This is a genomic window from Burkholderia anthina (assembly GCF_902498995.1).
Taxonomy (GTDB): Bacteria; Pseudomonadota; Gammaproteobacteria; order Burkholderiales; family Burkholderiaceae; genus Burkholderia; species Burkholderia anthina.
In genome coordinates this window covers 57,421-82,122 of the sequence record NZ_CABVLY010000027.1, presented here as the reverse complement: position 1 = coordinate 82,122, position 24,702 = coordinate 57,421, and the positions used below count along the sequence as shown (strand labels likewise).

The following is a 24,702-nucleotide window of genomic DNA, read 5'->3' as shown; positions in this document are numbered from 1 at the left end:
ACGTTCGATACACGATCTTATGTTCGTATATAGAACATTTAAGCGCATCCCGGCGGGCAATGCAAGGGGCGCGTTTCATTCACTTCCCAGCCTTGCATGAGACCGGAGACACTGATGACTGAAGCTTTTCTGTGTGATGCGATTCGTACGCCGATCGGCCGTTACGGCGGCGCACTGTCCGGCGTGCGCGCCGACGACCTCGGCGCGGTGTCGCTCAAGGCGCTCGTCGAGCGCAACCGCGACGTCGACTGGACCGCGATCGACGACGTGATCTACGGCTGCGCGAACCAGGCCGGCGAGGACAACCGCAACGTCGCACGCATGTCCGCGCTGCTCGCGGGCTTGCCGGAGGGCGTGCCGGGTTCGACGATCAACCGCCTGTGCGGTTCCGGGATGGACGCGGTCGGCGTGGCCGCGCGCGCGATCAAGTCGGGCGAGGCCGCGCTGATGGTGGCCGGCGGCGTCGAAAGCATGACGCGCGCGCCGTTCGTGATGGGCAAGGCTGCCAGCGCATTCGCGCGCCAGGCCGAGATCCACGACACGACGATCGGCTGGCGCTTCGTCAATCCGCTGATGAAAAAGCTGCATGGCGTCGATTCGATGCCGGAGACGGCCGAGAACGTCGCGGTCGACTACAACATCAGCCGTGCCGATCAAGATTTGTTCGCGCTGCGCAGCCAGCAGAAGGCCGCACGTGCGCAGCAGGACGGCACGCTCGCCGAGGAAATCGTGTCGGTCACGATTCCGCAGAAGAAAGGCGACCCCGTCGTCTTTTCGCGTGACGAGCATCCGCGCGAAACGTCGCTGGAGACGCTCGCGAAGCTGAAGGGCGTCGTGCGCCCGGACGGCTCGGTGACGGCCGGCAACGCGTCGGGCGTCAACGACGGCGCGGCCGCGCTGCTGCTCGCGAACGAAGCCACCGCGAAGCGTTTCGGCCTGACGCCGCGCGCCCGCGTGCTCGGCATCGCGACGGCCGGCGTCGCGCCGCGCGTGATGGGCATCGGCCCGGCACCCGCCACGCAGAAGCTGCTCGCGCGACTCGGCATGACGATCGACCAGTTCGACGTGATCGAGCTGAACGAAGCGTTCGCGTCGCAGGGTCTCGCGGTGCTGCGCATGCTCGGCGTCGCCGACGACGATCCTCGCGTGAACCCGAATGGCGGCGCGATCGCGCTCGGCCATCCGCTCGGCGCATCGGGCGCGCGTCTCGTGACGACCGCGATGTACCAGCTTCATCGCACCAACGGCCGTTTCGCGCTGTGCACGATGTGCATCGGCGTCGGCCAGGGCATCGCGATCGCGATCGAACGCGTCTGATCGCGTCTGATCGCATCGCGCGGCGGCGGCAGGATCGGGTCCACGCCGCTGCGCCGCTTCATCGCAGTTTCGACGCCAACGAAGTGGCCGTCACGAGATCGTCGTGACGGCCACTTCGTCGTTCAGCCTTCCATTCGTTGCGCAAGGCGGGCGACGAGCGCGTCGATCTCGGTGTCCGCGAACACCTCGACGCCATGCTCGCGCAGCAACGCCGCCGTGACGCCGGCACCGGCATGCCGCCGGCCCGAGAAACTCCCGTCATGAATGTAGCGGCTTCCGCACGACGGACTGCCGTCCGCGAGGATCGCGAAGCGGCAGTCGTGCGCGCGCGCGAGCGCCAGCGCGGTTTGCGCGCCGTCGACGAACGCTGCCGTGACGTCCGTGCCATGCACGTCGACGATGCGCGCGGCACCCGACAGCACGCGTTGCCCGGATGCCCCGCCTGCGATCTCGGCGGGCGGGCGCGGCACGCTCAATCCGCCTGCCAGTTCCGGGCAGACCGGCACCAGACGCCCTTCGCGTTGCCACCGTTCGAGCGCTGCGTGAGCGGCGGTCCGGGCCGAGCCGTTGTAGCGGACCGGGTGACCGAGCACGCACATGCTGACGAGGATCTTCGGCGGGGCCGGCTGCTGCGGTGCGTGCTGCACGGTCGTTCTCCGTGTTGGCGGCGTGGGTCGAACGGAAATGCTACGCGCGGCTCGCGGTCGGCGCTTCCATATGGATGTCTTCCGGCTCGAGCGCATGCAGCACCGGGTCGGGCGACGCGCTGACGGTGAAGCCGAGCCGCAGGTAGAAGTCGATCGTGTGCCGTGACGGCGTCGCAGAGACGTACAGACGTTTCGCACCCATCGCGCGCGCCTGTGCGCGGGCCGCGCGGTAGAGCCGCGCACCGAGCCCGCAGCCGCGCCAGTCATGGCTCACGTGCAGGAACTTCAACTGCAGCATGTCGCGCTGCGCGCCGAGCGGATCGGCGTCGACGATGACCGCCGCGACGAGCCGCGTGCCGTCGAACATCCCGACGCACCAGCCGCCGCGATCGTGACAGTCGAGCAGGATCGGCGTGTAGTGTTCGGCTTCGCCGTCGGGCCAGCCTTGCACGTCGTAGAAGTCCGGGACCAGATGCAGTTCGCCGTCGCGCAGCGCGTACAGATGGTGAATGATCTCGCGCCGGTCGATGGTCCACACGAGCGGCAGTTCGTCGCGCGCGAGCAGGCGGGCCGACAGCGCGTCGCGTTCGGTAGCGGTGCGGCGCGTCATCCGGTTGCCCCGCCGGCGGTGCGTTGCGAGCGGCATGTCGTATGCCGGTGTGGCCGATTCAGTTCGTGCCGGATCTTTTTCATCGAATTGATCGAATGTCGGTTGAATGGGGTGAAATGGGGCGAATCGTTTTGCCGCGCGTAGCGGCCGCCGGCATTGGTTTGCCGCCCGGCGTTCTCTCATAACGCATCGAGCCGCGGTGGAACAGCGCGGCATCGATTATCGCGAGATTATTTGATCCAGGTCATATTGATAAGCGAATCCGGTATTTTTTGCATTTCAAGGGTAAGGTTTTTGCCGGAATTGCCGACAGTAGGAACGAGACCGTCGTAAAGCGATAAACCGTTTTTCGGCTACTGAGCGTGATTTCTGCGCCGCGCGGATCCTGCCTTCCGATCCGCCTTTCGGAGCCCTGCTGCATGCGCAACAACCAGCCTGTCACCCAACAAGAATTCGAATTTCCCGACGACGTCACGTTGATGTCGACCACCGATGCCGACAGCTACATCACGTACGCGAACACCACGTTCGCCCATGTGAGCGGCTTCTCGAACGATGAGCTCGTCGGCCAGCCGCACAACGTCGTGCGGCACCCGGACATGCCGAAAGAGGCGTTCGCCGACATGTGGGCGACGCTGAAGAACGGCGAGCCATGGACCGCGCTCGTGAAGAACCGCCGCAAGAACGGCGACCACTACTGGGTGCGCGCGAACGCGGTGCCCGTGATGCGCAACGGCGCACCGCACGGCTACATGTCGGTGCGCACCAAGGCGCCGCGCGACGAGATCGCGGCGGCCGACGCGCTGTACCGCGCGTTCCGCGACGGCAAGGCCGGGCAACGCACGTTCCACAAAGGACTGGTCGTCCGTACCGGGCTGCTGCGCATCGTGTCGCTGCCGCAGACGATGTCGGTGCGCGCGCGCGTTCATTCGGCGCTGTGCGTGCTGGCGCCGGCCGTCGTCGGCGCGGGCTGGGCATGCGGGCTGGCCGGCGCCGGGCTCGCGGCGTTTGCCGCCGCGACGGCCGGCGTGTCGGTCGCGGCCGGGCTGTGGCTCGACGCGCAGATCGTGCGTCCGTTGAAGCGGTTGCACGACCAGGCGTTGAACGTCGCGACCGGCGAAAGCCGGCGCGGCGTGCGGATGAACCGCGTCGACGAGATCGGCATGACGCTGCGCACGATCAACCAGCTCGGGCTGATGTTCCGCTGGCTCGTCGACGACGTCAGCGAACAGGTGCACAACGTGCAGCGCGCGAGCAACGAGATCGCGCAGGGCAACAACGATTTGAGTGCGCGCACCGAGCAGGCCGCGTCCAGCGTGCAGCAGACGGCCGCGTCGATGGCCGAGATGACGGCCACCGTATCGAGCAATGCGGAGACGGCGTTGCAGGCGAACCAGTTGTCGGTGTCCGCGAGCGAAGCGGCCGAGCGGGGCGGGCAGGCGGTGAGCGAAGTCGTCGCGACGATGAGCGACATTACCGACAGCTCGCGCAAGATCGCCGACATCATCGGCGTGATCGACGGGATCGCATTCCAGACCAACATCCTCGCGCTGAACGCGGCGGTCGAAGCCGCGCGCGCAGGCGAGCAGGGCCGCGGGTTCGCGGTGGTCGCGGGCGAAGTGCGGGCGCTCGCGCAGCGCAGCGCGAATGCGGCGAAGGAGATCAAGACGCTGATCGGCGCGAGCGTCGAGCGGGTCGAATCGGGCGCGCGGCGGGTCGACGACGCGGGCAGGACGATGGAAGACATCGTCGCGCAGGTGAAGCGCGTGTCGGACCTGATCGCGGAGATCAGCTCGTCGACGGCCGAGCAGAGCACGGGGGTTGCGCAGGTCGATCAGGCGGTCGTGCATCTGGACAACATCACGCAGCAGAACGCGGCGCTGGTCGAGCAAAGCGCGGCGGCGTCGGAGAGCCTGAAGCAGCAGGCGACGCGGCTCGTGGATGCGGTGAACGTGTTTCGGTAATCGCCGGGGCGCGTGCTTGCGTATCCCGTCGCGACGAGGCGGCGAAATCTCTTTCCGGTTCGATCGGATTCGAATGCATCAAGCCGGATTTATTCGCGAATCCGGTCGAATGAATTGCCCTGAATGTTCAGATGATTGGCGTGCAAATGCTTGATAAAACTGAGTATTTGATTCACGTATAAACAAAGTGTTCGGCTAAATCAAGGCGATGAACGATTAATGCATATTTACCCGCGGTCGGCATAATGTTTTCGCCAGATTTGCCGAAAGCGCAGGAGTCTGATCGAACGCATGCGGGTCGCCCGCGATGCGTACGGTCTCGCATCCATCCACAGGCGGACGCAAGATCCGCAACACGGGACTCCATACCATGCGCAATAACCAGCCTGTCACGCAACGCGAATTCGATTTTCCGGACGACGCGACGCTGATGTCGACCACCGACGCGGACAGCTACATCAAGTACGCGAACGCCGCATTCATTCAGGTCAGCGGATTTTCCCCCGAGGAGATCGAAGGTCAGCCGCACAACGTCGTGCGGCACCCGGACATGCCGAAGGAGGCGTTCGCCGACATGTGGGCGACGCTGAAGAACGGCGAGCCGTGGACCGCGCTCGTGAAGAACCGCCGCAAGAACGGTGACCACTACTGGGTGCGTTCGAATACGGTGCCGGTCATGCGCAACGGGCAGCCGACCGGCTACATGTCGGTGCGCACCAAGGCGTCGCGCGACGAGATCGCGGCGGCCGACGCGCTGTACCGCGCGTTCCGCGAAGGCAAGGCCGGCAACCGCCGTTTCCACAAGGGCCTGATCGTCCGGGGCGGGCTGATGCGCGTCGCATCGCTGTTCCAGACGATGTCGGTGCGTGCGCGGCTGCATTCGACGCTGTGCGTGCTGGCGCCGGCCGTCGTCGGCGCGGGCTGGGCATGCGGGTTGACCGGCGGCGGCCTTGCGGCATTTACCGCCGCGACGGCCGGGGTGGCGATCGCGGCCGGGCTGTGGCTCGATGCGCAGATCGCGCGTCCGCTGATGCAGTTGCGCGACCAGGCGTTGCGCGTCGCGACCGGCGAAAGCCGTACCGGCGTCGCGATGAACCGCGTCGACGAGATCGGCATGACGCTGCGCACGATCAACCAGCTCGGGCTGATGTTCCGCTGGCTCGTCGACGACGTCAGCGAGCAGGTGCTCAACGTGCAGCGCGCGAGCAACGAGATCGCGCAGGGCAACAACGACCTGAGCGCACGCACCGAACAGGCGTCGACCAGCGTGCAGCAAACCGCGGCGTCGATGGCCGAGATGACGGCCACGGTGTCGAGCAATGCGGAGACGGCGTTGCAGGCGAACCAGTTGTCGGTGTCCGCGAGCGAAGCGGCCGAGCGCGGCGGGCAGGCGGTGAGCGAAGTCGTCACGACGATGAACGACATCACCGGCAGCTCGCGCAAGATCGCCGACATCATCGGCGTGATCGACGGGATCGCATTCCAGACCAACATCCTCGCGCTGAACGCGGCGGTCGAAGCGGCGCGTGCGGGCGATCAGGGGCGCGGTTTCGCGGTGGTCGCGGGTGAAGTGCGGGCGCTTGCGCAGCGCAGTGCGAATGCGGCGAAGGAGATCAAGACGCTGATCGGCGCGAGCGTCGAGCGGGTCGAATCGGGCGCGCGGATCGTCGATGGCGCGGGCAAGACGATGGAAGACATCGTCACGCAGGTGAAGCGCGTGTCGGACCTGATCGCGGAAATCAGCTCGTCGACGGCCGAGCAGAGCACGGGCGTCGCGCAGGTCGATCAGGCGGTCGTGCATCTGGACAACATCACGCAGCAGAACGCGGCGCTGGTCGAGCAGAGCACGGCGGCGTCGGAGAGCCTGAAGCAGCAGGCGACGCGGTTGGTGGATGCGGTGAACGTGTTCAGATGATCTGACAGTGGCGCCGGCCCTTCTGGCGTTTGGCGATGCTGTCTCGCTGCGTTGAGCGGCGTGTCATCCCAGCGCAAAAAGCGCGGGGATGACACGTTCTGACTGATGCATGAACTACCCCGGCAGGCGTCTTCTGCTACAGATTGGATTGGTGAACGCCTTGCGGCACCGTATCTCTGCGCCGCCGTGATGGGCAACTACCAGTTTCCGATCACATCTTTGGGTTTGATTCCATTTGGAAGTGTGATGACGAAATCCGGGGTATCGCTGTGCTGCGGGGAGTGCGACCACTGTATGTCCGTACCGAAGCCGATACTGACGCCCGCCCATTTCCCGGTTCCACCTGCTCCGAGGAATGGGCTGGTGTCGAGGTTGGGTGCGGACGGGAGTGTCACACCGGGCGGCAGTCGTTGCAAATCGGCAAGACTGATCGATTCGATGTTGAAATTGATGGCTGCCGCTCCGGGAGGCAAGATCGTGAATCCGTACATGATCAGGGCGTAGACGTCACCACCAGGCTTCAACTGAGTGAGAAGGACGCGCCCGAACTTCCGACTGTTGAATGTTTCTCGAAATCCGTTTCCGTTTGGCACACGGACATGCAATTGGTCGGCATCGTCCAGCCAGTTTTGTTCGACGATAGGCGAACGAGGATCCGAGTTGGCGTGAGTGGCGTCGAAAAATCGACCGTTTGCGTTGGTGATCTTGACGTGCAGGCGCCCTTGGGCGTCGCGGAATTGAATGGTACTGCTTTGCTTCAGATCCTGTGCATTGTAGTGCTCCGTTGCCAACATGTTTCCCATCCCGTCCGTTCGATAGACGTCACGGCTCCCATCGGCGTTGTAGCGATACTGCTCGACCTCCACCTTGACGTTCCCGTCGCCGATCTTCGCTCGTTCAATGACTCGCTCTCGGTTGTCATATGTTGTCGATTGTCGAAAGCCTGCGGCATCTCTTGCGTACTGAAGCACCGTTTTACTCTCAGGTGAACCGTCCTGCCCGAACCGGAATGAGGTGACGGAAACTTCCGTCCCGTTGGAGCGGTAATGAACAATCTGTGTAAGCCGATTCGAATCGTCGTACTTCGTAAGCGTGTATTCACCGTTGGACAGAGACGCATAGTCGACGCGGGCCTGACTTCCCGCAGGGCGGGACGATGTGAAGCGGCCCTCCGTGTCGAAGCTCGCACTCATTAGCGGTCTTCCGTCCGGAGAGCGGAACGCCATGGTCCGGCTACCGTCATCACGGTACGTCAAGTCGATAACGGGATACGATGTATTTTCCGGGGTATTTACCAGCATGGCACCGAGCGTGCCGTCCGGATTCCAGAGCGCTTTGTAGTAGTAGCCGCCACTGGCTGGCGCCGTCGTCGAATAGGCCGTTTGATCCGTATAAGTCGCGCTGTCCAGGCGAAACGACACGATCCTGCCCGCGACATCATAGGTAAGCGATTCGGCACCAATGTTTGCACCGCGCGAATTGAAATGAGTGACGTGTGTCGTGCGTCCGATTGCGTCACGGCCGTCGATGACCGAGCGGATTCCGCTTGGCGGTACCGTGGGTCCGGAGGGCGTGCCTGCTTCGGTGTCCGTGATCGGCACACCGTTGGCATCGCTCTTGACGATGGAGGTCAAGTTGCCTTTTTCGTCGTAGTTGTATGTTTCGATCCATTTTACTTGCTGTGAAGGATCGAGATGGGAGACTTGTGTGACCTTATTGTTCGCGTCGCGCGTCGTGATGCTTTGACGATTGCCGCTTGCATCGTATCGGTATTCGTTCTGTTCGAGTAGCGCTGCGCTCGAGTTGAAATGTTGTTCTTCTAGCAGTCGCTCAGATGATGGATCGAATTTCTGCTTCTTGAATGCTCCGGAAGACATGTAAATGAATTGCTCGATCGGAGCGCCCTGTTGGTTGGAATTGAGTTTTCCTGCCAGGAAGTCGTCGGGGAAGTACGTGCTGATTTCCCAGCGATCAAGCTGTAGTTGTGCAGCGATTACGGTATGAGTCGGCGATGTCGACGAGTAGGCGGCCAGATCGTCATATATCTTGAGAAGCGTTCCGGAGCCGCCGGAAGGAAGGTAGCGTTGGATCGCCGGCGGTGCTTCTGATGTTGCGACAATATCGGCATGGAGTCCAAGAATTGCGGCTAACGATTTCCAGAATGGTGGTGAATGATCGGATGGCATGCCAATGGACTTCGCGTATGCTTCCCATGCGAACTTTGAGGCGATACCTGTAAGAACCGCGACAAAGATGGCTACCGCCGTGGAAGTCGTAATGATGGCAATTGCTGCTCCAGTAAGCATGCCAGCTCCGACAGCGAAGGCCTTTTCTCCCACCGTGTATTCGGTCGCATTTCGATCCGCAAGTGTCGTAACGAGGTCGATGGCGCTTACTAGCGAGCCAAGATGTTTTCCTAATGTCGTGAAGGCGGTGGCAATATTTTTTGTCTGTGCTGCGGTGGAAAAAAATCCATCTGATCGAGATAAGGCTGACTTGTACTCGTTTACTTGATTCTTTAATGAGGCTGAGAGTCGATCCTGATCGATAGCACTCAATTCCCGATACGTTGCAGTGTTCAACGTGTCAAGATTTGCCAACAATGATTTGGCGATACTCGCGCGATCTGCACTTGCTTGGGCCATGCGTAGCACGTCATCGTAGCTCGCACGGAGCGCGCTCCCGGCTCTTTCGGAGAGCTTGCTTGCGTATGCAATGATCGTTTCCTGGATGGTGCCTTGCATCATTTCGTCAAATTCTTTTGAACTGCTCATGCATCCTCCTTGTTTGTGTATTTAAGAAAGGCCATTGATAAGTTAATTAGTAAGCCGATGCTTCCCCATATCGCTCCCCCTGCGAAAATCCAACCGGATGCAGTTAATGCGAACTTTGATTGATCAATTGGCATGCCGGGTAGTTGAATACCGTTGTTGTGATTTATTAAAATATATAAACATGAAATTAATAATGATATGATTAACGTTGATGAAATTAACCATTTGACCGGATGTCGCTTTTGTCGCGCCCGCATATCTGACAATACGTGCATTCGAGTACGGATCATTTGAACTAGAACTGCTGGCGTGATGAAAAGCATGATGGAGAAATAAAGGCCGGTGACTTCCGGGAATCGGGATCTGGCCTGATAGTGTCCAATCTCTGGAAAGTATTGCGTCATCGCTGCAACGAAGGCTGCGAGAGGCGGGTGAGTAGACAGTACGGTGTCTGATGAAAAAATTACGATGCTCGCGCTGACTGAAAATATCAGGATCATCTCTCGACTGCTGATCCAGTTGATGAGGTCGGTCGATCGATGTAGGTCACGGCTGGATTTCGTGGCTTTTCTTTGCATTTTTTCTATCCGAGTCCGTGTCGAATGATTTGGAATGACCGGGCAATTGAATTGGTAAGGTGTGAGCCGGCAGGCTTCTGATCGGTTTTGCTATATCTTTGAGTCGAATTCAGACATTTATTATTTGTCATGGTGCGTGTTCAATGATGTCGTGGCATCCACATTAGAAGATTGAACCCGGAATGGAAATCGGACGATTACGAAAATTCGTAGTCCTTTATGGGACAGCACTGTCCAATGGCAAATGAGCCTGTAGCCGCGCGTTTCCAGCGGGCGATGAGCCTGGAGCGAAGGAAACGCACCGGGTGTTGACTGCCGATGGGCGGCAGGCTGTTGGGGATGGTTGATCATCTGTCGGATGATCATCGACTTGGACGAAACAAGAATCCGCACCCCCGAACAGGTGCGCGCCGTACTCGACGGCATACAGACGCTGGATTTCACGCCTGCGGCCAACGCGCCAGCGCGTTGTGCGTGGATCGTGTCGGTTCTGGCGCGCTTGAGCTACCGCGAACTCAAACGTGATGACCGGGGGCTGGTGCTGCGCTACTTGCGCCGCTTCAGTGGCTTCAGCCGTGCGCATGTCACGAGACTGGTGTGGCGCTGGTTGCATTTCAAGACGCTGATTCGTCCCAAAAGCGCACCTTCGAACGCGTTCGCCAGGCGATATACGGAGGCCGATCTGGATGCGCTGGCCGAGGCCGAGCGCGAGTACGGCCGTCTTTCGGGCCCCGCCATGGTGGCCGTGTTGCGGCGCATGTATCAGGTCTATGGCGACCAACGGTTCGTACGGCTGCAGCACCTGTCGTCATCACATCTCTATAATCTGCGCCGCTCGGCCAAGTATCAGGGCCGCCATACGGTTCGCACGCGCACGCGAGCGGATTCGAGGGCAGCCGCCATCGCTGTTCGACGGGCCCCGACGCCCGAGAACCGGCCGGGCTTCATCCGCATCGACAGCGTGCATCAGGGCGACTTCCGCGGCCGCTGGAGCGTCTATCACATCAATGCAGTCGACTGCGTCACGCAATGGCAGGTGGTGGCCACCGTACCGACGCTCAGGCGCGAACACATGCTGCCCACGCTGAGCGCGATGCTGGCGCAGTTCCCGTTCGAGATTCTGGGATTTCATTCGGACGGCGGTTCCGAATACATCAACTACGAGGTGGCCGCCATGCTTGAGCAGGCGCGCATCGACTTCACGCGCTCGCGGCCGCGCTGCTGCAACGACAATGCGCTGGCCGAGGCCAAGAACGGCGCAGTGGTACGTCGGCAATTCGGTTACGCCTATATCCCCGCCGAGCGGGCCGTGCAGTTCAACGCGTTCTGCGAAGACCTGCTGAATCCGTTCCTGAATTTCCATCGGCCGTGTCTGTTCGGCACCGAAGTGCCGGACCCGCGAAAACCGGGCCGGCTGCGGCGAATACACCGGCATCAGGACGTCCAGACACCGCTCGAAAAGCTCGCCAGCCTTGCGCACGCCAACCGCTATTTGCGCCCGGGAATCACGCTCGAACTGTTGCTCGAACAGGCGCGCAACATGACCGACATCGAAGTGGCACGTCAGGTACGCCAGGCGCGCGACGCCATGATGAATCGGGTGGCCGTCGAAACCAAACCGTTGTACGGCGATGTTTGGAGCTTTGCGAAGACTCATGGAACTTGAGTCAATGCCCTAAAATGCCTTTCCTTTGCAAGGATCGACCGAACCGACACCCCCGAGACTGCCAGGCTCCTTTCGGAATTGGAATGTACTGGACGGCTCCGCGTAGGATCATGCTCTGGAGAGGCGCGGAACGAACTGTCACCGAAGTTCGCGGGCGGCTTACGCCTCGCGCAATGCAACGGACGAATTTCGTCCGATAGCGGACTATGGTTCCGCTATCGCGGGTTCATTCGGGCCTTGACGCGCCAGCGGGCCGGCGCCCCCGCCCAGATCTCTGCGAAATGCGAATGCTGACCGAATGGCAACGGAACAGCTATTGAGGAGCGTGGACGGGATTTCCTGGTAAACCACCCATGCTTGGGTGCATCCCGGGATTCGTCAGGCACCTTGCCGGATTTGCTGCAGGAGACATATGTCGAACACGCGGCGGCGAGATTAAAGCGGGATGGGGCGATGCGGAGATCAAGCGTTTCAGGCGGCGTACGTCTCACCGAGACGTAGCGAACGTATTGGGGAACAGGAAGACGATGCGGGCGCGACGGAGAGGGCCGCCGGCCCGCGTCGTGACCGCCCGGTTCCGGCCGGGCGGTCAGGGCCTGTCACGGATGCGACAGGCCGCGAACCGTCAGACGGCCAGGCAGAGGTACTTGATCACGACGTAGTCGTCGATGCCGTAGTGCGAGCCTTCGCGGCCGAGGCCCGATTGCTTGACGCCGCCGAACGGCGCGACTTCGTTCGAGATCAGGCCGGTGTTCACGCCGACCATCCCGTATTCGAGCGCTTCGGCGACCTTCCACACGCGACCGATGTCGCGGCTGTAGAAATACGCGGCGAGACCGAACTCGGTATCGTTCGCGAGGCCGATCACCTCGTCGTCGCTGCTGAACTTGAACAGCGGCGCGAGCGGCCCGAACGTCTCTTCCTTCGCGACCTTCATCGCCGGCGTGACGCCCGTCAGCACGGTCGGCTCGAAGAAGCCGTGGCCGAGCGCGTGACGCTTGCCGCCGGTCACGACGGTCGCGCCCTTCGCGAGCGCGTCCTCGATGTGCGCCTCGACCTTCAGCACGGCCGCTTCGTTGATCAGCGGGCCTTGCGTGACGCCCGGCTCCGTGCCGCGGCCGACCTTCAACTGGCCGACCGCCGCCGCGAGCTTCTGCGCGAACTGGTCGTACACGGCTTCGTGCACGTAGAAGCGGTTCGTGCACACGCACGTCTGGCCGCTGTTGCGGTACTTCGACGCGATTGCGCCCTGCACGGCCGCATCGAGATCGGCATCGTCGAACACGATGAACGGTGCGTTGCCGCCGAGCTCCAGCGACACCTTCTTGACCGTCGCCGCGCATTGCGACATCAGCAGGCGGCCGATCGGCGTCGAGCCGGTGAACGACAGCTTGCGCACGATCGGGTTCGACGTCAGTTCGCCGCCGATCGCCTTCGGGTCGCCCGTGACGACGCTGAACACGCCGGCCGGCACGCCCGCGCGCTCGGCCAGCACGGCCATCGCGAGCGCGGAGAACGGCGTCGCTTCCGCCGGCTTCACGACGATCGGGCAGCCTGCCGCGAGCGCCGGGCCGACCTTGCGGGTGATCATCGCCGCCGGGAAGTTCCACGGCGTGATCGCCGCGCACACGCCGATCGCTTCCTTCGTGACGACGATGCGCTTGTCGCTCGCCGGCGTCGGGATCGTGTCGCCGTACACGCGCTTGCCTTCTTCCGCGAACCACTCGAGGAACGAGGCCGCGTAGCCGATCTCGCCCTTCGCTTCGGCCAGCGACTTGCCTTGCTCGGTCGTCAGGATCAGCGCGAGGTCGTCGGCGTTTTCCATCATCAGGTCGTGCCACTTGCGCAGGATGACCGCGCGTTCCTTCGCGGTCTTCTTGCGCCACGCCGGCCATGCGGCGTTCGCGGCTTCGATCGCGTGACGCGTCTCGGCGGTGCCCATCGCCGGCACGGTGCCGAGCAGGCCGCCGGTTGCCGGGTTGCGGACGTCGAACGACTCGCCGTTCGCCGCGCCTTGCCATTCGCCGTTGACGTACGCCTGCTGGCGGAACAGCGACGGATCTTTCAGTGCCAGGGTTTCCTGAACAGTGCTCATATGAATCGCCTGCTTTGAAAAGGACGGATGAAAACGGCCGCCGCCGTCTTCACGACGGCGGCGGCACATTCAGTTGAAGTGAGCGGGACCTCAGGCCGGCACGCCGACCGTTTCCTTCAGCACTTCCTCGAGGATCACGAGCGCTTCGTCGAACACGGCCTCGGGAATCGTTAGCGGGAACAGGAAGCGCACGACGTTCGAGTACACGCCGCACACGAGCAGCAGCAGCCCGCGCTCGAGCGCGCGCGCCTGCACGCGCTTCGTGAACTCGGCGTCCGGCTCGCCCGTGCCCGGCTTCATGAATTCCACGGCGATCATCGCGCCCGGACCGCGGACGTCGGCGATCTGCGGCACGTCGGCCTGCAGCGCGTTCAGCTTCGCCTTCAGCACGTCGCCCAGTTGCGTCGCGCGCTCGCACAGCTTCTCTTCGTCGATGATCTCGAGCACCGCGTGCGCCGAGGCGACGGCCAGCGGGTTGCCCGCGTACGTGCCGCCGAGGCCGCCGGGCGCTGCCGCGTCCATCACGTCCGCACGGCCGACGACGCCCGACAGCGGCATGCCGCCCGCGAGGCTCTTCGCCATCGTGATCAGGTCGGCCAGCACGTCGTAGTGCTGCATCGCGAACAGCTTGCCGGTCCGCGCGAAGCCCGTCTGCACTTCGTCGGCGATCAGCAGGATGCCGTGCTCGTTACAGATCTTGCGCAGCGCGCGCACGAATTCCGCCGGCGCCGGGTTGAAGCCGCCTTCGCCCTGGACCGGTTCGAAGATGATCGCGGCGACGCGCTTCGGATCGATGTCGGCCTTGAACAGCATCTCGATCGCCTTGATCGAGTCGGCCGTCGTCACGCCGTGCAGCGCGTTCGGGTACGGCGCGTGGAACACGTCGCCCGGGAACGGGCCGAAGTTCAGCTTGTACGGGGCGACCTTGCCGGTCAGCGCCATGCCCATCATCGTGCGGCCGTGGAAGCCGCCCGAGAACGCGATGACGCCCGGACGGCCGGTTGCCGCGCGCGCGATCTTGATCGCGTTTTCGACGGCTTCGGCGCCGGTCGTGAAGAGCGCCGTCTTCTTCGGGAAGTCGCCCGGCGCGCGGTCGTTGATCTTTTCCGCCAGCTCGACGTACGACGCGTACGGGACGATCTGGTAAGCGGTGTGCGTGAAGCTGTTCAGCTGATCCGCGATCGCCTTGACGATCTTCGGATGGCGGTGGCCCGTGTTGAGCACCGCGATGCCGGCGGCGAAATCGATGAAGCGGCGGCCTTCGACATCCCACAGCTCCGCGTTCTCGGCGCGGGCTGCGTAGAAATCACACATCACGCCGACGCCGCGCGGGGTGGCGGCGTTCTTGCGGGCCTGCAGGTCGGCATTCTTCACGGTCATCTCCTTGATGTTCTGTCCGGTGGGATAAAAATCGGCCGCGTTGGCAGCCCATGGAGGCGACTATAATCACATTTGGCTCTGACAATCAGAGCCATTTAAATAAATATTCAGGAGCCAATCATGCGCGCAAGCGTGTTGTCGGACTGGCTGGCGCAGCGCCTCGTGCGCGGCGGCGCACAGCCGATCTACCGGCAGCTGCACCGTCTGCTGCAGCAGGCGATCCTGTCGCGCGAACTGCCGGCCGGCACGCGCGTGCCGTCGTCGCGGCTGCTCGCGGCCGAGCTCGGGATCGCCCGCAACACGGTCACGCAGGTTTACGAACAGCTTGCGCTCGAAGGCTATGTGAACTCGGCGACCGGCCGCGGCACGTTCGTCGCCGACAGCGCGCCGGACGAGATCGTCGGCGCGGCGCCCGATCCGGCCGCCGGCCCGGCGGTGGTGCTGCCGTCCGCGCGGCGGCTGTCCGCGCGCGGCACGCGGCTCGTCGAGGGCGCGGGCGTGTCGAAGCGCCAGGGCGGCGCGTTCATGCCGGGCGTGCCCGATGTGTCGCGATTTCCGGCGCGCGTGTGGACGCGGCTGCACAACAAGTACTGGCGGCGCCTGCGTCCGGACCTGCTGACCTACGCGCCGGGCGGCGGGCTCGCGCTGCTGCGCGAGGCGCTGGCCGATTACCTGCGCACGTCGCGTTCGGTGCGCTGCACGCCCGAGCAGATCGTGATCACCACCGGCATCCACCAGTCGATCGACCTCGCGGTGCGGCTGCTGACCGATCCGGGCGACGCGATCTGGACCGAGGACCCGTGCTACTGGGGCGTGCGCAGCGTGCTGAACGTGTCGGGGCTCACCACGCGGCCGATTCCGGTCGACGAGGAAGGGATCGCGCCGTCCGCGGCCGATCTCGCCGAGCCGCCGAAGCTGATGCTCGTCACGCCGTCGCACCAGTATCCGCTCGGGATGGTGATGAGCCTCGCGCGGCGCCGGATGCTGCTCGAATATGCGCGCCAGCACGGCTGCTGGATCATCGAGGACGATTACGACAGCGAGTTCCGCTACGGCAGCCGGCCGCTCGCGTCGCTGCAGGGGCTCGACACGGCCGGGCAGGTGATCTACGTCGGGAGTTTCGGCAAGACGCTGTTTCCGGGGCTGCGGGTCGGCTATCTCGTCGCGCCGGAGCCGCTCGCGGAGAGCTTCGCGACCGCGAGCGCCGAGCTGTACCGCGAGGGGCAGTTGCTGCAGCAGGCCGTGCTGGCCGAGTTCATCGCGGAAGGGCACTTCGTGTCGCATATCCGCAAGATGCGCACGCTGTACGGGCAGCGCCGCGAGGTGCTGCTCGATGCGGTCGCGCGCCGCTACGGCGACACGCTGCACGCGCTCGGCAGCGATGCGGGGCTGCATCTCGTCACGCAGTTGCCGGACGGCGTCGACGATCGCGCGGTCGCGCAGGCCGCGCTCGAACGCAACATCGTCGTGCGGCCGCTGTCCGGCTATTACGCCGAGCGCGAACGCGCGGCGTCGGGCCTGCTGCTCGGCTATGCGTGCGTGCCGGAGGACGAGATCGCGACCGCGTTCGCAACGCTGGCCGAAGCGATCGACGAGCGGGCGTTCGGCAAGGTTGCCGCCGAGGTTTGAGTGCGGCGGTACGACGGCCGGTATCGCGATGCGGCGCGCGCTGCGGACGCGCAAGCGGCCAGCCGTTGCCGCCGTGCGGCATCGACCGTTCGGGTATTCAAAGCCGGATCAGCGCCGCGCCCGCGACCACCAGCGCGCACGCGGCGAGCCGCTGCGCGCCGGGCCGTTCGCGCATCACGAACCAGCCGATCGCGACCGCGAAGATCGAACTCGTTTCGCGCAGTGCCGACACCGTCGCGACCGGCAGGTGCCGGTACGCGAGGATCACGATCCCGTAGGCGGCGAGCGAGATCGTGCCGGCGATCGCGCCCTGCGTGAGCGCGGTGCGCGAGCCGAGCACCGCGCGCGGGCCGCCGCGCACCGCGCAGACGAGCACGAGCTGCGGCACGCTCCACAGCACGTATACCCACGCGATGTAGCCGAGCGCGCTGCCCGACACGCGCGAGCCGATCCCGTCGCAGATCGAATACGACGCGATGAACACGCCCGTGAGCAGCGCATACGGCACGCCTTCCCCGGAGAACCGGAAACCGCGCCGCAGCGCGAGCGACATGATCCCGAACGACACGAGCGCGATGCCGGCGAAGCCGAACGGCGTCGGTCGCTCGTGCAGCACGGCGAGCGCGAGCACCGACACGAGCAGCGGCGAGATCCCGCGTGCGATCGGGTAGATCTGGCCGAATTCGCCGTTGCGGTACGCCCGCGCCAGCGTGAAACAGTATGCGACCTCGAGCGCCGCCGACGCCGCGATATACGGCCACGCGGCGCGCGCCGGCGCGGGCAGCAGCGCGACGCCGGCGATGCCGAACGCGAGATACGGCAGCGACATCGTGCCGAGCTGGACGAGCCGGTCCTCGCTGACATGAAGGAAGGCATTCCAGATCGCGTGCAGCAGCGCGGAGCACAGCACGAGGCCGATGAACAAGTGATCCATGAAAGAGGGCGCGGACGCGCAACGTAGCGGGGCGAACGGTCGATTATGTGGGTATCGGGCACATTCGCACGGAATTGTCGATAATGGAACGTTGTTATTCACCGGATGCCGACGATGACCGAAGCCACCCTCACTCCGCCCGCCGTTCCGCGCCTCACGAGCCTGTCTCACGGGGGCGGCTGCGGCTGCAAGATCGCGCCGGGCGTGCTGTCCGAACTGCTGAAGCGGGCGACCCCGCCGGCGCTGTTCCCCGATCTGCTGGTCGGCACCGAGACGTCCGACGACGCGGCCGTCTACCGGCTGAACGACGAGCAGGCAATCGTCGCGACGACCGACTTCTTCATGCCGATCGTCGACGATCCGTTCGACTTCGGCCGCATCGCGGCGACCAACGCGCTGTCGGACGTCTACGCGATGGGCGGCAAGCCGATTCTCGCGCTCGCACTGGTCGGCATGCCGATCAACGTGCTGCCGCACGAGACGATCGCGGCCGTGCTGCGCGGCGGCGAATCGGTGTGCGCGGAGGCCGGCATTCCGGTCGCGGGCGGCCATTCGATCGATTCGGTCGAGCCGATCTACGGGCTTGCGGCGATCGGCGTCGTGCATCCGTCGCGCGTGAAGCGCAACGCGGCCGCGCGTGCGGGCGACGTGCTCGTGCTCGGCAAGCCGCTCGGCGTCGGCGTGCTGTCGGCCGCGCTGAAGAAGAACCAGCTCGACGCTGCCGGCTATGCGCAGATGGTCGCGACGACCACCAAGCTGAACCGTCCCGGCGCGGCGCTCGCCGCGCTGCCGGGCGTGCATGCGCTGACCGACGTCACGGGCTTCGGGCTGCTCGGGCACACGCTCGAGCTCGCACGTGGCGCGAACCTCACCGCGCGCGTGCACTACGCGTCGCTGCCGTGGCTGGCGGGCGTCGAGGCCTTCGTCGCCGACGGCGTGTTGACCGGCGCATCGGGCCGCAACTGGGCAGCGTACGGCAGCGACGTGCGGCTTGCCGACGGGCTGCCGCCGGTCGCGCAGGCCCTGCTGACCGATCCGCAGACGTCCGGCGGCCTGCTGGTCGCGTGCGCGCCGGACGCGGTCGACGACGTGCTCGCCTGCTTCCGCGCCGACGGTTTCGACCGCGCGGCCGTGATCGGCGAGATGGTGGACGGGCCGTCGCGCGTCGACGTCGCCTGACGCGTCCTGACGCGTCTTTAGTCGCGGTGGTTCGCCGACGGCCGGTAGAATCGATGCCTTCCCTCGACGGCATCGACGAACCGATGAGCGATTTCCTGTTCGGGCTGATGATCGCGCTGTCGGTCGGGCCCGTCGCGCTGATGATCGCGCATTACGGCATGCGCGCCGGCACCGCGAGCGGCGTGCGCGCCGCGGTGGGCGTGGCGTCGGCCGACGGCTGCTATGCCGTTCTCGCATTCACGATCGGTGCGATGCTGGCGGGCACGCTCGCGTCGCACCTGTCGCTGTTTCGCTTCGTCGGCGCATGCGTGCTGCTCGCGATGGGCGCACGCATGATGTGGCAGGCGCCGAGGGATCGGCGCCGCACGCTGGACGGCGCTGCGCCGCCGCCGGGCACGCGCCCGTTCACGTCGATGTTCTTCGTCACGCTCGCGAATCCGCTGACCATCCTGCTGTTCTACGGCTACGCCACCGCTGCCGCCGGTGCGCATCGGCACTGGCTCGCCGGTGCCGCCTGCGTATTTGCCGGCAGCCTCGTCGGGCAGCTCGTGTTCGCCTTCGGCGGCAGCATGATCGGGCGTATCGTGAAGTCGCCGCGATGGCTGGCGGCGAGCCATGTGGTTGCCGCGCTCGTCGTGCTCGGTTATGGCGTGGCGGGGATCGTGCGCGGATAGCGGTTTGCGGCAGTGAGCCTCGGTGCAGGGCGTTTCGTCGCTGCGCAGGCCAACCGGATAGCATTCCTGATTTTTATCGCATCGACCGATGCGCGACACAATCCATGCACGTCACGTCGGCAATTGCCACAGGCCGTTTCGTAGTCGGGTTCCGCATCGCGCAAGCGCGTTCTATACTCCCTCGCGCAGTCTCCGAGAGCCGTTCTCACCCAACATCATTGAAACAAGGAACGCCGATGCTGACTCGCTCCATTCTTTCCGCTGCTGCATTCTCGCTGGCGGCCTGTGCGACCGCGCCGTCGATCGCGCAGGACAACCAGGGCAACCAAGGCAACGATGCGGGCAACGCTGCATTCGCCGAGACCGGTGCACAGGGCCGCCCGGTCAAGGTGATGATCATCACGATGTTCGGTCCGGAGGGCCAGGCATGGCTCGACCGGATCGGGCCGTGGCGCGACATCGCCGTGCCCGGACTGTCGCCCGACTATCCGGCCGTTCACTGCAACAAGCAGGACGTGTGCGTCGTGACGACCGGCATGGGCTACGCGAACGCCACCGCGTCGATCATGGCGCTCACGTTCTCGCGGCGCTTCGATCTGCGTCACACGTACTTCCTGGTTTCCGGCATCGCGGGCGTCGACCCCGCGCAAGGCACGGTCGGCTCGGCCGCGTGGTCGAAATACCTGGTCGATTTCAGCTTGCAGTGGGAACTCGATGCACGCGAGATTCCGGCCGGCTGGAACACGGGCTATCTCGGCATCAATACGAAGAGCCCGAGCGACAAACCGCCGCTCGATTACCGCACCGAAGTGTTCCAGCTCAACCCGAAGCTGACCGATGCCGCGTATGCGTTGTCGCGCAACGTCGTGCTCGCCGACAGCGCGCAGGCCCAGGCGGCGCGCGCGAAGTTCACGTACGCGCCGGCGAACCGGCCGCCGACGGTGATCCAGTGCGACACGTCGTCGGGCAACACGTGGTTCTCGGGCACGCTGATCGGCGAGCGTGCGCGCCAGTGGACCAAGATCCTGACCGACGGCAAGGGCACCTACTGCATGACCGCGCAGGAAGACAACGCGACGTTCGAAGCGCTCAAGCGCGCGGCGAGCGTGAAGCGCGTCGACCTGTCGCGCGTGGCGGTGTTGCGCACGGGTTCCGATTTCGACCGGCCGTATGCGGGGCAGACGAGTGCCGACAACCTGCTGAACTACGCGGACCAGGGCGGCTTCGCCCCGGCAACCGAAAACCTGTACCGCGCGGGCAACCCGCTGGTGCAGGACATCGTCACGCACTGGGGAGAATGGCGCGACGGGGTGCCGCGCCGGTAACGGTGTGGCGACGCGCTGAAGTCACTCCATCATCCACGCATGGCGGAGCTCCGGGCGCGTCAATATCGCCCGGAGCGATCGGATTGCGGCTCGCGGGAACCGTGCCGAGGATCACGGCCCGGGTTGGGGCAGCTTGAGTTCGATGCGCGTGTATTCGGGGCCCAATAATTGCATGGTCGCCGTTTCGCCGTGCTCGTCCGTCATGCCGATGTATTGCGTTGCACTGGTGCTGATCCGGTAGCAGGTGTGCATCAACGGCTTCCGGCCTTGATCTCGCAAAAGCAACGTCTGATGGCGTGTGCGCGCAGTCCAGCGTTCCGTCGTCACAAAACGCGCCGGTGCGGGCTCCCGGACGTCGCCGCACGAAAAGCGGACCGAGTCGGGCTCAGGCCCGGGCGTCGCGGGTGTCAGTGCATGACTCGCGACACCTGGTGCACCTGCCGAGTTGCAGAGATCCTGACAGCCCGCCGGCGGGCATTTCGGGACGAACTGGATCCAGAGCTGCTTTTTGTCGTCGGGATCGAGCCTGCCGTTCCTGCGCGATACGATTCGCTCGTCGACGTAAATGTCATCGGGCGACATGCCGAGTTGCACGAGAAAGGATTGCATCTGCGCACCGCGTTGTCGCGCGAGCTGCTTGGGCCGGTTTTCCCATTCGTAGGCCGCCGCGTCGATCGAGGCCGTCGCCCCTTCGCGCGTCCATTCCCGGGCGGCCAGGTAATGCCTGGCGACGGCGAGCCTGTCGCTATTGGCGATCTCGGCCGAATTCAGCGGCAGTTCCATGCTGTCGGTCAACAAGATCGTGCATGCATCGGCCTGGATCGGGAGTGACAGGAAGGCGCCGAGTATGACGGCGAGGGCATGTTTCATCGGTCGCTCCAGTTCACCGCGCCAGAATGAACCACGCGATGTTGTCCGCGTTGCCGATCGCCATGCCCGGATAGCGTTTGGCGAACTGGGCGCAGGCCCGGCGACCGTATGCCGCCGGGTGATCCCCGGCGTCGAAGGTGTCCGCGAAATGGGCGCATTCATGAACAATCGTGAGTTGCTGCGAGGAGAGGTTTCCAGCCGATCGCTCCGGGAGCGAGCAGAACGGGAGACTGATGGCGATCGTATGCGTTGCAGTGTCGGGGTGACAGACATGCGCAACCTCGATGTCGACATTCTCCATGTTCGGCAGACATGCTGTTTCCCGGTCGGCATCGGAACCGACACGGACGAAGTTCGTTGGGCCGAGGCGAGCCATCACTCTGGCAAGGGCGTCGAGCCCCGTCGTGAGTTTGCGTCTTGCATTCATGTTTGCCGAGCCGAACCACGCGACGACGCGAGCTTCGGTGGCCGGATTCCATCGCATCAGTTCCCGACGCCGTTGCAGTGTGATCTCGACGGCTTCGTCCCGCAATTCAAGCATCCGTTTCCTGAACGCGGCATCCGTCATGTTCGGGCAGACTGGCGGTTCGTCGAACGATACATCGAGTTGTGGCGACGTATTCATAGGCACGCTCCATAGGGACATCTTTGGGAGTGCCGATGCTAAGTGCCTGAAGCCGACCGACGATGTACCCAATTTCGGTCGGCGGAGCGAACAAAGATTGGGAAGTGTGAACGAGAGATGGGAAAGGCCGCGGTTTTTCGTGGCGCACACGTGTTCTTGCGCCTGCTCAACCGACGTGACGATCGGGATTGAAGCAGCTTGGGCGCGCGATATGCGGCCAACGGAACATCGGGAATGACGGCGAGCACGACGCGCCAGCGTTCCTGGCCGGTGTCAATCGATGTAGCCGCGCCTGATGGGATTCGTCCACTGGATTGACTTCGGAGAACGTCGACAATTGTGTCGCTACGACCATTACTGCAACGAACGCACGAGACGCTGCACTGGTCGGTGGCTTCGCCCCTGGCACCGAAAACCTGTACCGCGCGGGCAACCCGCTGGTGCAGGACATCGTCACGCACTGGGGAGAATGGCGCGACGGGGTGCCGCGCCGTTGATGGCCGGACGATCCCGTCGACGGGTCAATGCACCGATCAACGCACGGTTCAGTGCGATCGCGGTGCGGAACGGAACGGCGTCCAGACGGGCGTGGTGTCGTCCCAATGATCGAGCGGCGAAGGAAGTTGATCGTTCATCACAGACTCCTGCAACTAACTGACTAATCGAGTAGGTGGTATCGCGACGCCGCGCACCGGATCATCCGTTGCGCGGCGTTGCACGTTGACGGGCGTTTAGCGGCCCCCGCCGGCGAGCTGGTTGCTTTCCGGCGTCGGGCGATACGGGCCTTGCGCGACTTCGAGGCCTTGCGGATACGAATTTGCCTTGCGCAGCCAGGCCAGCGTGCCGTCGCGGCGGGCCTGCACGACTTCCGCGCTGACTTCGGCGCGGGTGCGCGGGCCATTGGTGTGCTGCGAGTACCACGACGTGTTGCCGTAGTCGCCGGCATGCGGGGTGTTCGTATCGGCGAAGGCCGGTGCGGACACGACGAGAGCGAGGGCGACGGCGGAGAGAAGATGGCGGCGGTTCATGACGTAACTCCTGTGTTGGTCGGAGTTGGCGCGTGAGCGCTTGCTCCGGTCCCGTCCAGCGGGCTGTTCGATGCGCAACAGGTGCGCGACAGGGTTTACTCTAGGTACCTGTTCCGGCGCGATAAATGCGCCTGACGCGAATTGAATTGTCGTGATGGTGGAACAATCGCAATCCGCCATGCCGACGGGGGCATTCGAAAATCGCGCACAGCCGCGTGCAGCGGGCCTCGCAGCGATGCGACGCTGCCCGTGCAACGACACGCACGAACGATTGCCGCGCGCGACGCAAAGGTGTGATGCGGATCCGGGAACGATGACGGGTACGGCGGGGAGGGCGGCGCGAACGCGACGCCGTAGCAGCACAAAGTGGCGCCCAGGCGGCGCCGAAGCCGCACGAATGCGGCACGGCGCGCGGGCCGGCCAGCCCGCGCGCCGCGATTCAGATGCTTACGCGACCCACTCGTTGATGACCGGCGTATCGAGCGCCGGTGCGCGCTCGGCTTCCTCGAACGTGCGCTTGCTGCACGTCGCATCGAGGCTGCCCTTGCCGCTCAGCAGCGGGCAGCGGTCGAACACTTCGGCGATCCAGTCGACGAACACGCGCACCTTCGGCGACAGGTGCCGGCTATGCGGATACACGACCGAGATCGGCATCGGCAGCGGCTTGATGCCGGGCAGCACTTCCTTGAGCCGGCCTTCGCGCAGGTGCGGCAGCACCATGAACAGCGGCGGCTGGATCAGCCCGAAACCCTCGATGCCGCAGGTCACGTACGCATCCGCATCGTTGACCGACACGATGCCGTTCATCTTGATCTCGGTTTCCTTGCCGTCGATCAGGAACGACCAGTCGATCGTGCGGCCGGTGCGGCTCGAGAAATAGTTGACGGCCTTGTGGTCGTTCAGGTCCTCGATCGTCTGCGGCTCGCCGTGGCGCTCGAGATAGTCGGGCGAGGCCACCGTCACGCCTTCGAACAGGCCGACACGGCGCGCGACGAGCGACGAGTCCTGCAGCGCACCGACGCGGATCACGCAATCGACGCCTTCCTGCAGCAGATCGACCGGGCGATCCGACAGCCCGAGCTGCAGATCGATGTCCGGATAGCGCGTATGGAATTCGCACAGCGACGGAATCACGAGCAGCCGACCGATCGAGCCCGGCATGTCGATACGCAACTTTCCGTGCGGCTTCCGGTTGTTGTTCTGGAAGCTTGCTTCGGTTTCCTCGACATCGGCGAGGATCCGCACGCATCGTTCGTAGTACGCGGCGCCGTCCGGCGTCAGCGACAGCCGGCGCGTGGTCCGGTGCATCAGACGCACGCCGAGGAATGCTTCGAGATTCTGGATGATCGTCGTGACGGACGCCCGCGGCAGGCTGAGCGTTTCTGCTGCCTTGGTGAAGCTGCTTGTATCGACGACGCGAGTAAACACCTGCATGGCCTGAAGCCGGTCCATCACAACCTCCGCAATCTAATGAGCCCGGGAACAAAGAGGC

Annotated in this window: 20 protein-coding genes; 9 read left to right on the top strand and 11 right to left on the bottom strand. The window is 64.2% G+C overall.

What is annotated here, in order from left to right:
* Positions 1 to 114: 114 nt before the first annotated feature.
* The gene (pcaF, locus tag BME24068_RS28405; protein WP_174928035.1) at positions 115 to 1,317 is read left to right on the top strand and encodes a 3-oxoadipyl-CoA thiolase; all 1,203 of its coding nucleotides are present in this window, start codon (positions 115 to 117) and stop codon (positions 1,315 to 1,317) included.
* Positions 1,318 to 1,439: 122 nt separating this feature from the next.
* On the opposite strand, the gene BME24068_RS28400 is transcribed toward pcaF, so the two are convergent.
* Together BME24068_RS28400 and BME24068_RS28395 are read right to left on the bottom strand one after the other, a co-directional pair.
* A complete protein-coding gene (locus BME24068_RS28400) occupies positions 1,440 to 1,916 on the bottom strand; it encodes a 2-thiouracil desulfurase family protein (RefSeq protein ID WP_239008073.1) in 477 nt (158 codons plus the stop codon).
* A gap of 88 nt (positions 1,917 to 2,004) precedes the next feature.
* On the bottom strand, positions 2,005 to 2,574 hold the full coding sequence (locus BME24068_RS28395; protein ID WP_174928052.1) for a GNAT family N-acetyltransferase: 570 nt from the start codon (positions 2,572 to 2,574) through the stop codon (positions 2,005 to 2,007).
* Positions 2,575 to 2,993: 419 nt separating this feature from the next.
* Here BME24068_RS28395 and BME24068_RS28390 point away from each other — a divergent pair, with 419 nt between their 5' ends.
* Together BME24068_RS28390 and BME24068_RS28385 are read left to right on the top strand one after the other, a co-directional pair.
* On the top strand, positions 2,994 to 4,538 hold the full coding sequence (locus BME24068_RS28390; RefSeq protein WP_174928033.1) for a methyl-accepting chemotaxis protein: 1,545 nt from the start codon (positions 2,994 to 2,996) through the stop codon (positions 4,536 to 4,538).
* A 370-nt stretch (positions 4,539 to 4,908) separates the two neighbouring features.
* Complete coding sequence (locus tag BME24068_RS28385) at positions 4,909 to 6,453, top strand: methyl-accepting chemotaxis protein (RefSeq protein ID WP_174928032.1); 1,545 nt, start codon at positions 4,909 to 4,911, stop codon at positions 6,451 to 6,453.
* Between the two features lie 197 nt (positions 6,454 to 6,650).
* On the opposite strand, the gene BME24068_RS28380 is transcribed toward BME24068_RS28385, so the two are convergent.
* Positions 6,651 to 9,227, bottom strand: a complete 2,577-nt coding sequence (locus BME24068_RS28380; RefSeq protein ID WP_174928031.1) for an RHS repeat protein — start codon at positions 9,225 to 9,227, stop codon at positions 6,651 to 6,653.
* Positions 9,224 to 9,805 (bottom strand): hypothetical protein, encoded by a 582-nt coding sequence (locus BME24068_RS28375; protein WP_174928030.1) that lies wholly within the window; start codon positions 9,803 to 9,805, stop codon positions 9,224 to 9,226. The genes BME24068_RS28380 and BME24068_RS28375 overlap by 4 nt, the downstream gene beginning before the upstream one ends.
* Positions 9,806 to 10,163: 358 nt before the next feature.
* Between BME24068_RS28375 and BME24068_RS28370 the strand changes: the two genes are divergently transcribed.
* The gene (locus tag BME24068_RS28370) at positions 10,164 to 11,471 is read left to right on the top strand and encodes an integrase catalytic domain-containing protein (RefSeq protein WP_174928029.1); all 1,308 of its coding nucleotides are present in this window, start codon (positions 10,164 to 10,166) and stop codon (positions 11,469 to 11,471) included.
* Between the two features lie 625 nt (positions 11,472 to 12,096).
* Here BME24068_RS28370 and gabD read toward each other — a convergent pair.
* Positions 12,097 to 13,566: an NADP-dependent succinate-semialdehyde dehydrogenase gene (gene gabD, locus BME24068_RS28365; protein WP_174928028.1), complete on the bottom strand. Its 1,470-nt coding sequence runs from the start codon at positions 13,564 to 13,566 to the stop codon at positions 12,097 to 12,099.
* A gap of 90 nt (positions 13,567 to 13,656) precedes the next feature.
* The gene (locus BME24068_RS28360) at positions 13,657 to 14,940 is read right to left on the bottom strand and encodes a 4-aminobutyrate--2-oxoglutarate transaminase (protein ID WP_174928027.1); all 1,284 of its coding nucleotides are present in this window, start codon (positions 14,938 to 14,940) and stop codon (positions 13,657 to 13,659) included.
* A 126-nt stretch (positions 14,941 to 15,066) separates the two neighbouring features.
* On the opposite strand from BME24068_RS28360, the gene pdxR reads away from it, so the two are divergent.
* On the top strand, positions 15,067 to 16,575 hold the full coding sequence (gene pdxR / locus BME24068_RS28355; protein ID WP_174928026.1) for a MocR-like pyridoxine biosynthesis transcription factor PdxR: 1,509 nt from the start codon (positions 15,067 to 15,069) through the stop codon (positions 16,573 to 16,575).
* A 97-nt stretch (positions 16,576 to 16,672) separates the two neighbouring features.
* Here the strand turns inward: pdxR and BME24068_RS28350 are convergent, their stop codons facing one another.
* Positions 16,673 to 17,509 carry a DMT family transporter gene (locus tag BME24068_RS28350; RefSeq protein WP_174928025.1) on the bottom strand — a complete coding sequence of 279 codons (837 nt, stop codon included), beginning with the start codon at positions 17,507 to 17,509 and terminating at the stop codon, positions 16,673 to 16,675.
* Between the two features lie 114 nt (positions 17,510 to 17,623).
* Between BME24068_RS28350 and selD the strand changes: the two genes are divergently transcribed.
* The 3 genes from selD to BME24068_RS28335 all read left to right on the top strand — a co-directional run bounded on the left by selD (position 17,624) and on the right by BME24068_RS28335 (position 20,687).
* The gene (gene selD, locus BME24068_RS28345; protein WP_174928024.1) at positions 17,624 to 18,688 is read left to right on the top strand and encodes a selenide, water dikinase SelD; all 1,065 of its coding nucleotides are present in this window, start codon (positions 17,624 to 17,626) and stop codon (positions 18,686 to 18,688) included.
* Positions 18,689 to 18,771: 83 nt separating this feature from the next.
* Positions 18,772 to 19,362 (top strand): LysE family translocator, encoded by a 591-nt coding sequence (locus BME24068_RS28340; protein ID WP_174928051.1) that lies wholly within the window; start codon positions 18,772 to 18,774, stop codon positions 19,360 to 19,362.
* A gap of 236 nt (positions 19,363 to 19,598) precedes the next feature.
* Positions 19,599 to 20,687 (top strand): purine-nucleoside phosphorylase, encoded by a 1,089-nt coding sequence (locus BME24068_RS28335; RefSeq protein WP_096506596.1) that lies wholly within the window; start codon positions 19,599 to 19,601, stop codon positions 20,685 to 20,687.
* Positions 20,688 to 20,798: 111 nt separating this feature from the next.
* Here the strand turns inward: BME24068_RS28335 and BME24068_RS28330 are convergent, their stop codons facing one another.
* Both BME24068_RS28330 and BME24068_RS28325 read right to left on the bottom strand, forming a co-directional pair.
* Positions 20,799 to 21,557, bottom strand: a complete 759-nt coding sequence (locus BME24068_RS28330) for a hypothetical protein (protein ID WP_096506597.1) — start codon at positions 21,555 to 21,557, stop codon at positions 20,799 to 20,801.
* A gap of 13 nt (positions 21,558 to 21,570) precedes the next feature.
* Positions 21,571 to 22,182, bottom strand: a complete 612-nt coding sequence (locus tag BME24068_RS28325) for a M35 family metalloendopeptidase (RefSeq protein WP_239008070.1) — start codon at positions 22,180 to 22,182, stop codon at positions 21,571 to 21,573.
* A gap of 314 nt (positions 22,183 to 22,496) precedes the next feature.
* On the opposite strand from BME24068_RS28325, the gene BME24068_RS35325 reads away from it, so the two are divergent.
* Positions 22,497 to 22,679, top strand: coding sequence for a hypothetical protein (locus tag BME24068_RS35325; protein WP_275405007.1), 183 nt, complete (start codon positions 22,497 to 22,499; stop codon positions 22,677 to 22,679).
* Between the two features lie 234 nt (positions 22,680 to 22,913).
* On the opposite strand, the gene BME24068_RS28315 is transcribed toward BME24068_RS35325, so the two are convergent.
* Positions 22,914 to 23,210, bottom strand: coding sequence for a DUF4148 domain-containing protein (locus BME24068_RS28315; RefSeq protein ID WP_174928022.1), 297 nt, complete (start codon positions 23,208 to 23,210; stop codon positions 22,914 to 22,916).
* Between the two features lie 447 nt (positions 23,211 to 23,657).
* Positions 23,658 to 24,662, bottom strand: a complete 1,005-nt coding sequence (gene ceoR / locus BME24068_RS28310; protein ID WP_096506600.1) for a putative multidrug efflux transcriptional regulator CeoR — start codon at positions 24,660 to 24,662, stop codon at positions 23,658 to 23,660.
* Between the last annotated feature and the right edge of the window lie 40 nt (positions 24,663 to 24,702).

Bases quoted from the DNA above. Each gene is read 5' to 3' on its own strand.
- BME24068_RS28400 (WP_239008073.1), bottom strand. From the start codon at position 1,916: ATGTGCGTGCTCGGTCACCCGGTCCGCTACAACGGCTCGGCCCGGACC.
- BME24068_RS28395 (WP_174928052.1), bottom strand. From the start codon at position 2,574: ATGACGCGCCGCACCGCTACCGAACGCGACGCGCTGTCGGCCCGCCTG.
- pcaF (WP_174928035.1), top strand. From the start codon at position 115: ATGACTGAAGCTTTTCTGTGTGATGCGATTCGTACGCCGATCGGCCGT.
- BME24068_RS28315 (WP_174928022.1), bottom strand. From the start codon at position 23,210: ATGAACCGCCGCCATCTTCTCTCCGCCGTCGCCCTCGCTCTCGTCGTG.
- ceoR (WP_096506600.1), bottom strand. From the start codon at position 24,662: ATGGACCGGCTTCAGGCCATGCAGGTGTTTACTCGCGTCGTCGATACA.
- gabD (WP_174928028.1), bottom strand. From the start codon at position 13,566: ATGAGCACTGTTCAGGAAACCCTGGCACTGAAAGATCCGTCGCTGTTC.
- pdxR (WP_174928026.1), top strand. From the start codon at position 15,067: ATGCGCGCAAGCGTGTTGTCGGACTGGCTGGCGCAGCGCCTCGTGCGC.
- BME24068_RS28340 (WP_174928051.1), top strand. From the start codon at position 18,772: ATGAGCGATTTCCTGTTCGGGCTGATGATCGCGCTGTCGGTCGGGCCC.
- BME24068_RS28390 (WP_174928033.1), top strand. From the start codon at position 2,994: ATGCGCAACAACCAGCCTGTCACCCAACAAGAATTCGAATTTCCCGAC.
- selD (WP_174928024.1), top strand. From the start codon at position 17,624: ATGACCGAAGCCACCCTCACTCCGCCCGCCGTTCCGCGCCTCACGAGC.
- BME24068_RS28375 (WP_174928030.1), bottom strand. From the start codon at position 9,805: ATGCAAAGAAAAGCCACGAAATCCAGCCGTGACCTACATCGATCGACC.
- BME24068_RS28325 (WP_239008070.1), bottom strand. From the start codon at position 22,182: ATGAATACGTCGCCACAACTCGATGTATCGTTCGACGAACCGCCAGTC.
- BME24068_RS28385 (WP_174928032.1), top strand. From the start codon at position 4,909: ATGCGCAATAACCAGCCTGTCACGCAACGCGAATTCGATTTTCCGGAC.
- BME24068_RS28370 (WP_174928029.1), top strand. From the start codon at position 10,164: ATGATCATCGACTTGGACGAAACAAGAATCCGCACCCCCGAACAGGTG.
- BME24068_RS28330 (WP_096506597.1), bottom strand. From the start codon at position 21,557: ATGAAACATGCCCTCGCCGTCATACTCGGCGCCTTCCTGTCACTCCCG.
- BME24068_RS28335 (WP_096506596.1), top strand. From the start codon at position 19,599: ATGCTGACTCGCTCCATTCTTTCCGCTGCTGCATTCTCGCTGGCGGCC.
- BME24068_RS28350 (WP_174928025.1), bottom strand. From the start codon at position 17,509: ATGGATCACTTGTTCATCGGCCTCGTGCTGTGCTCCGCGCTGCTGCAC.
- BME24068_RS28380 (WP_174928031.1), bottom strand. From the start codon at position 9,227: ATGAGCAGTTCAAAAGAATTTGACGAAATGATGCAAGGCACCATCCAG.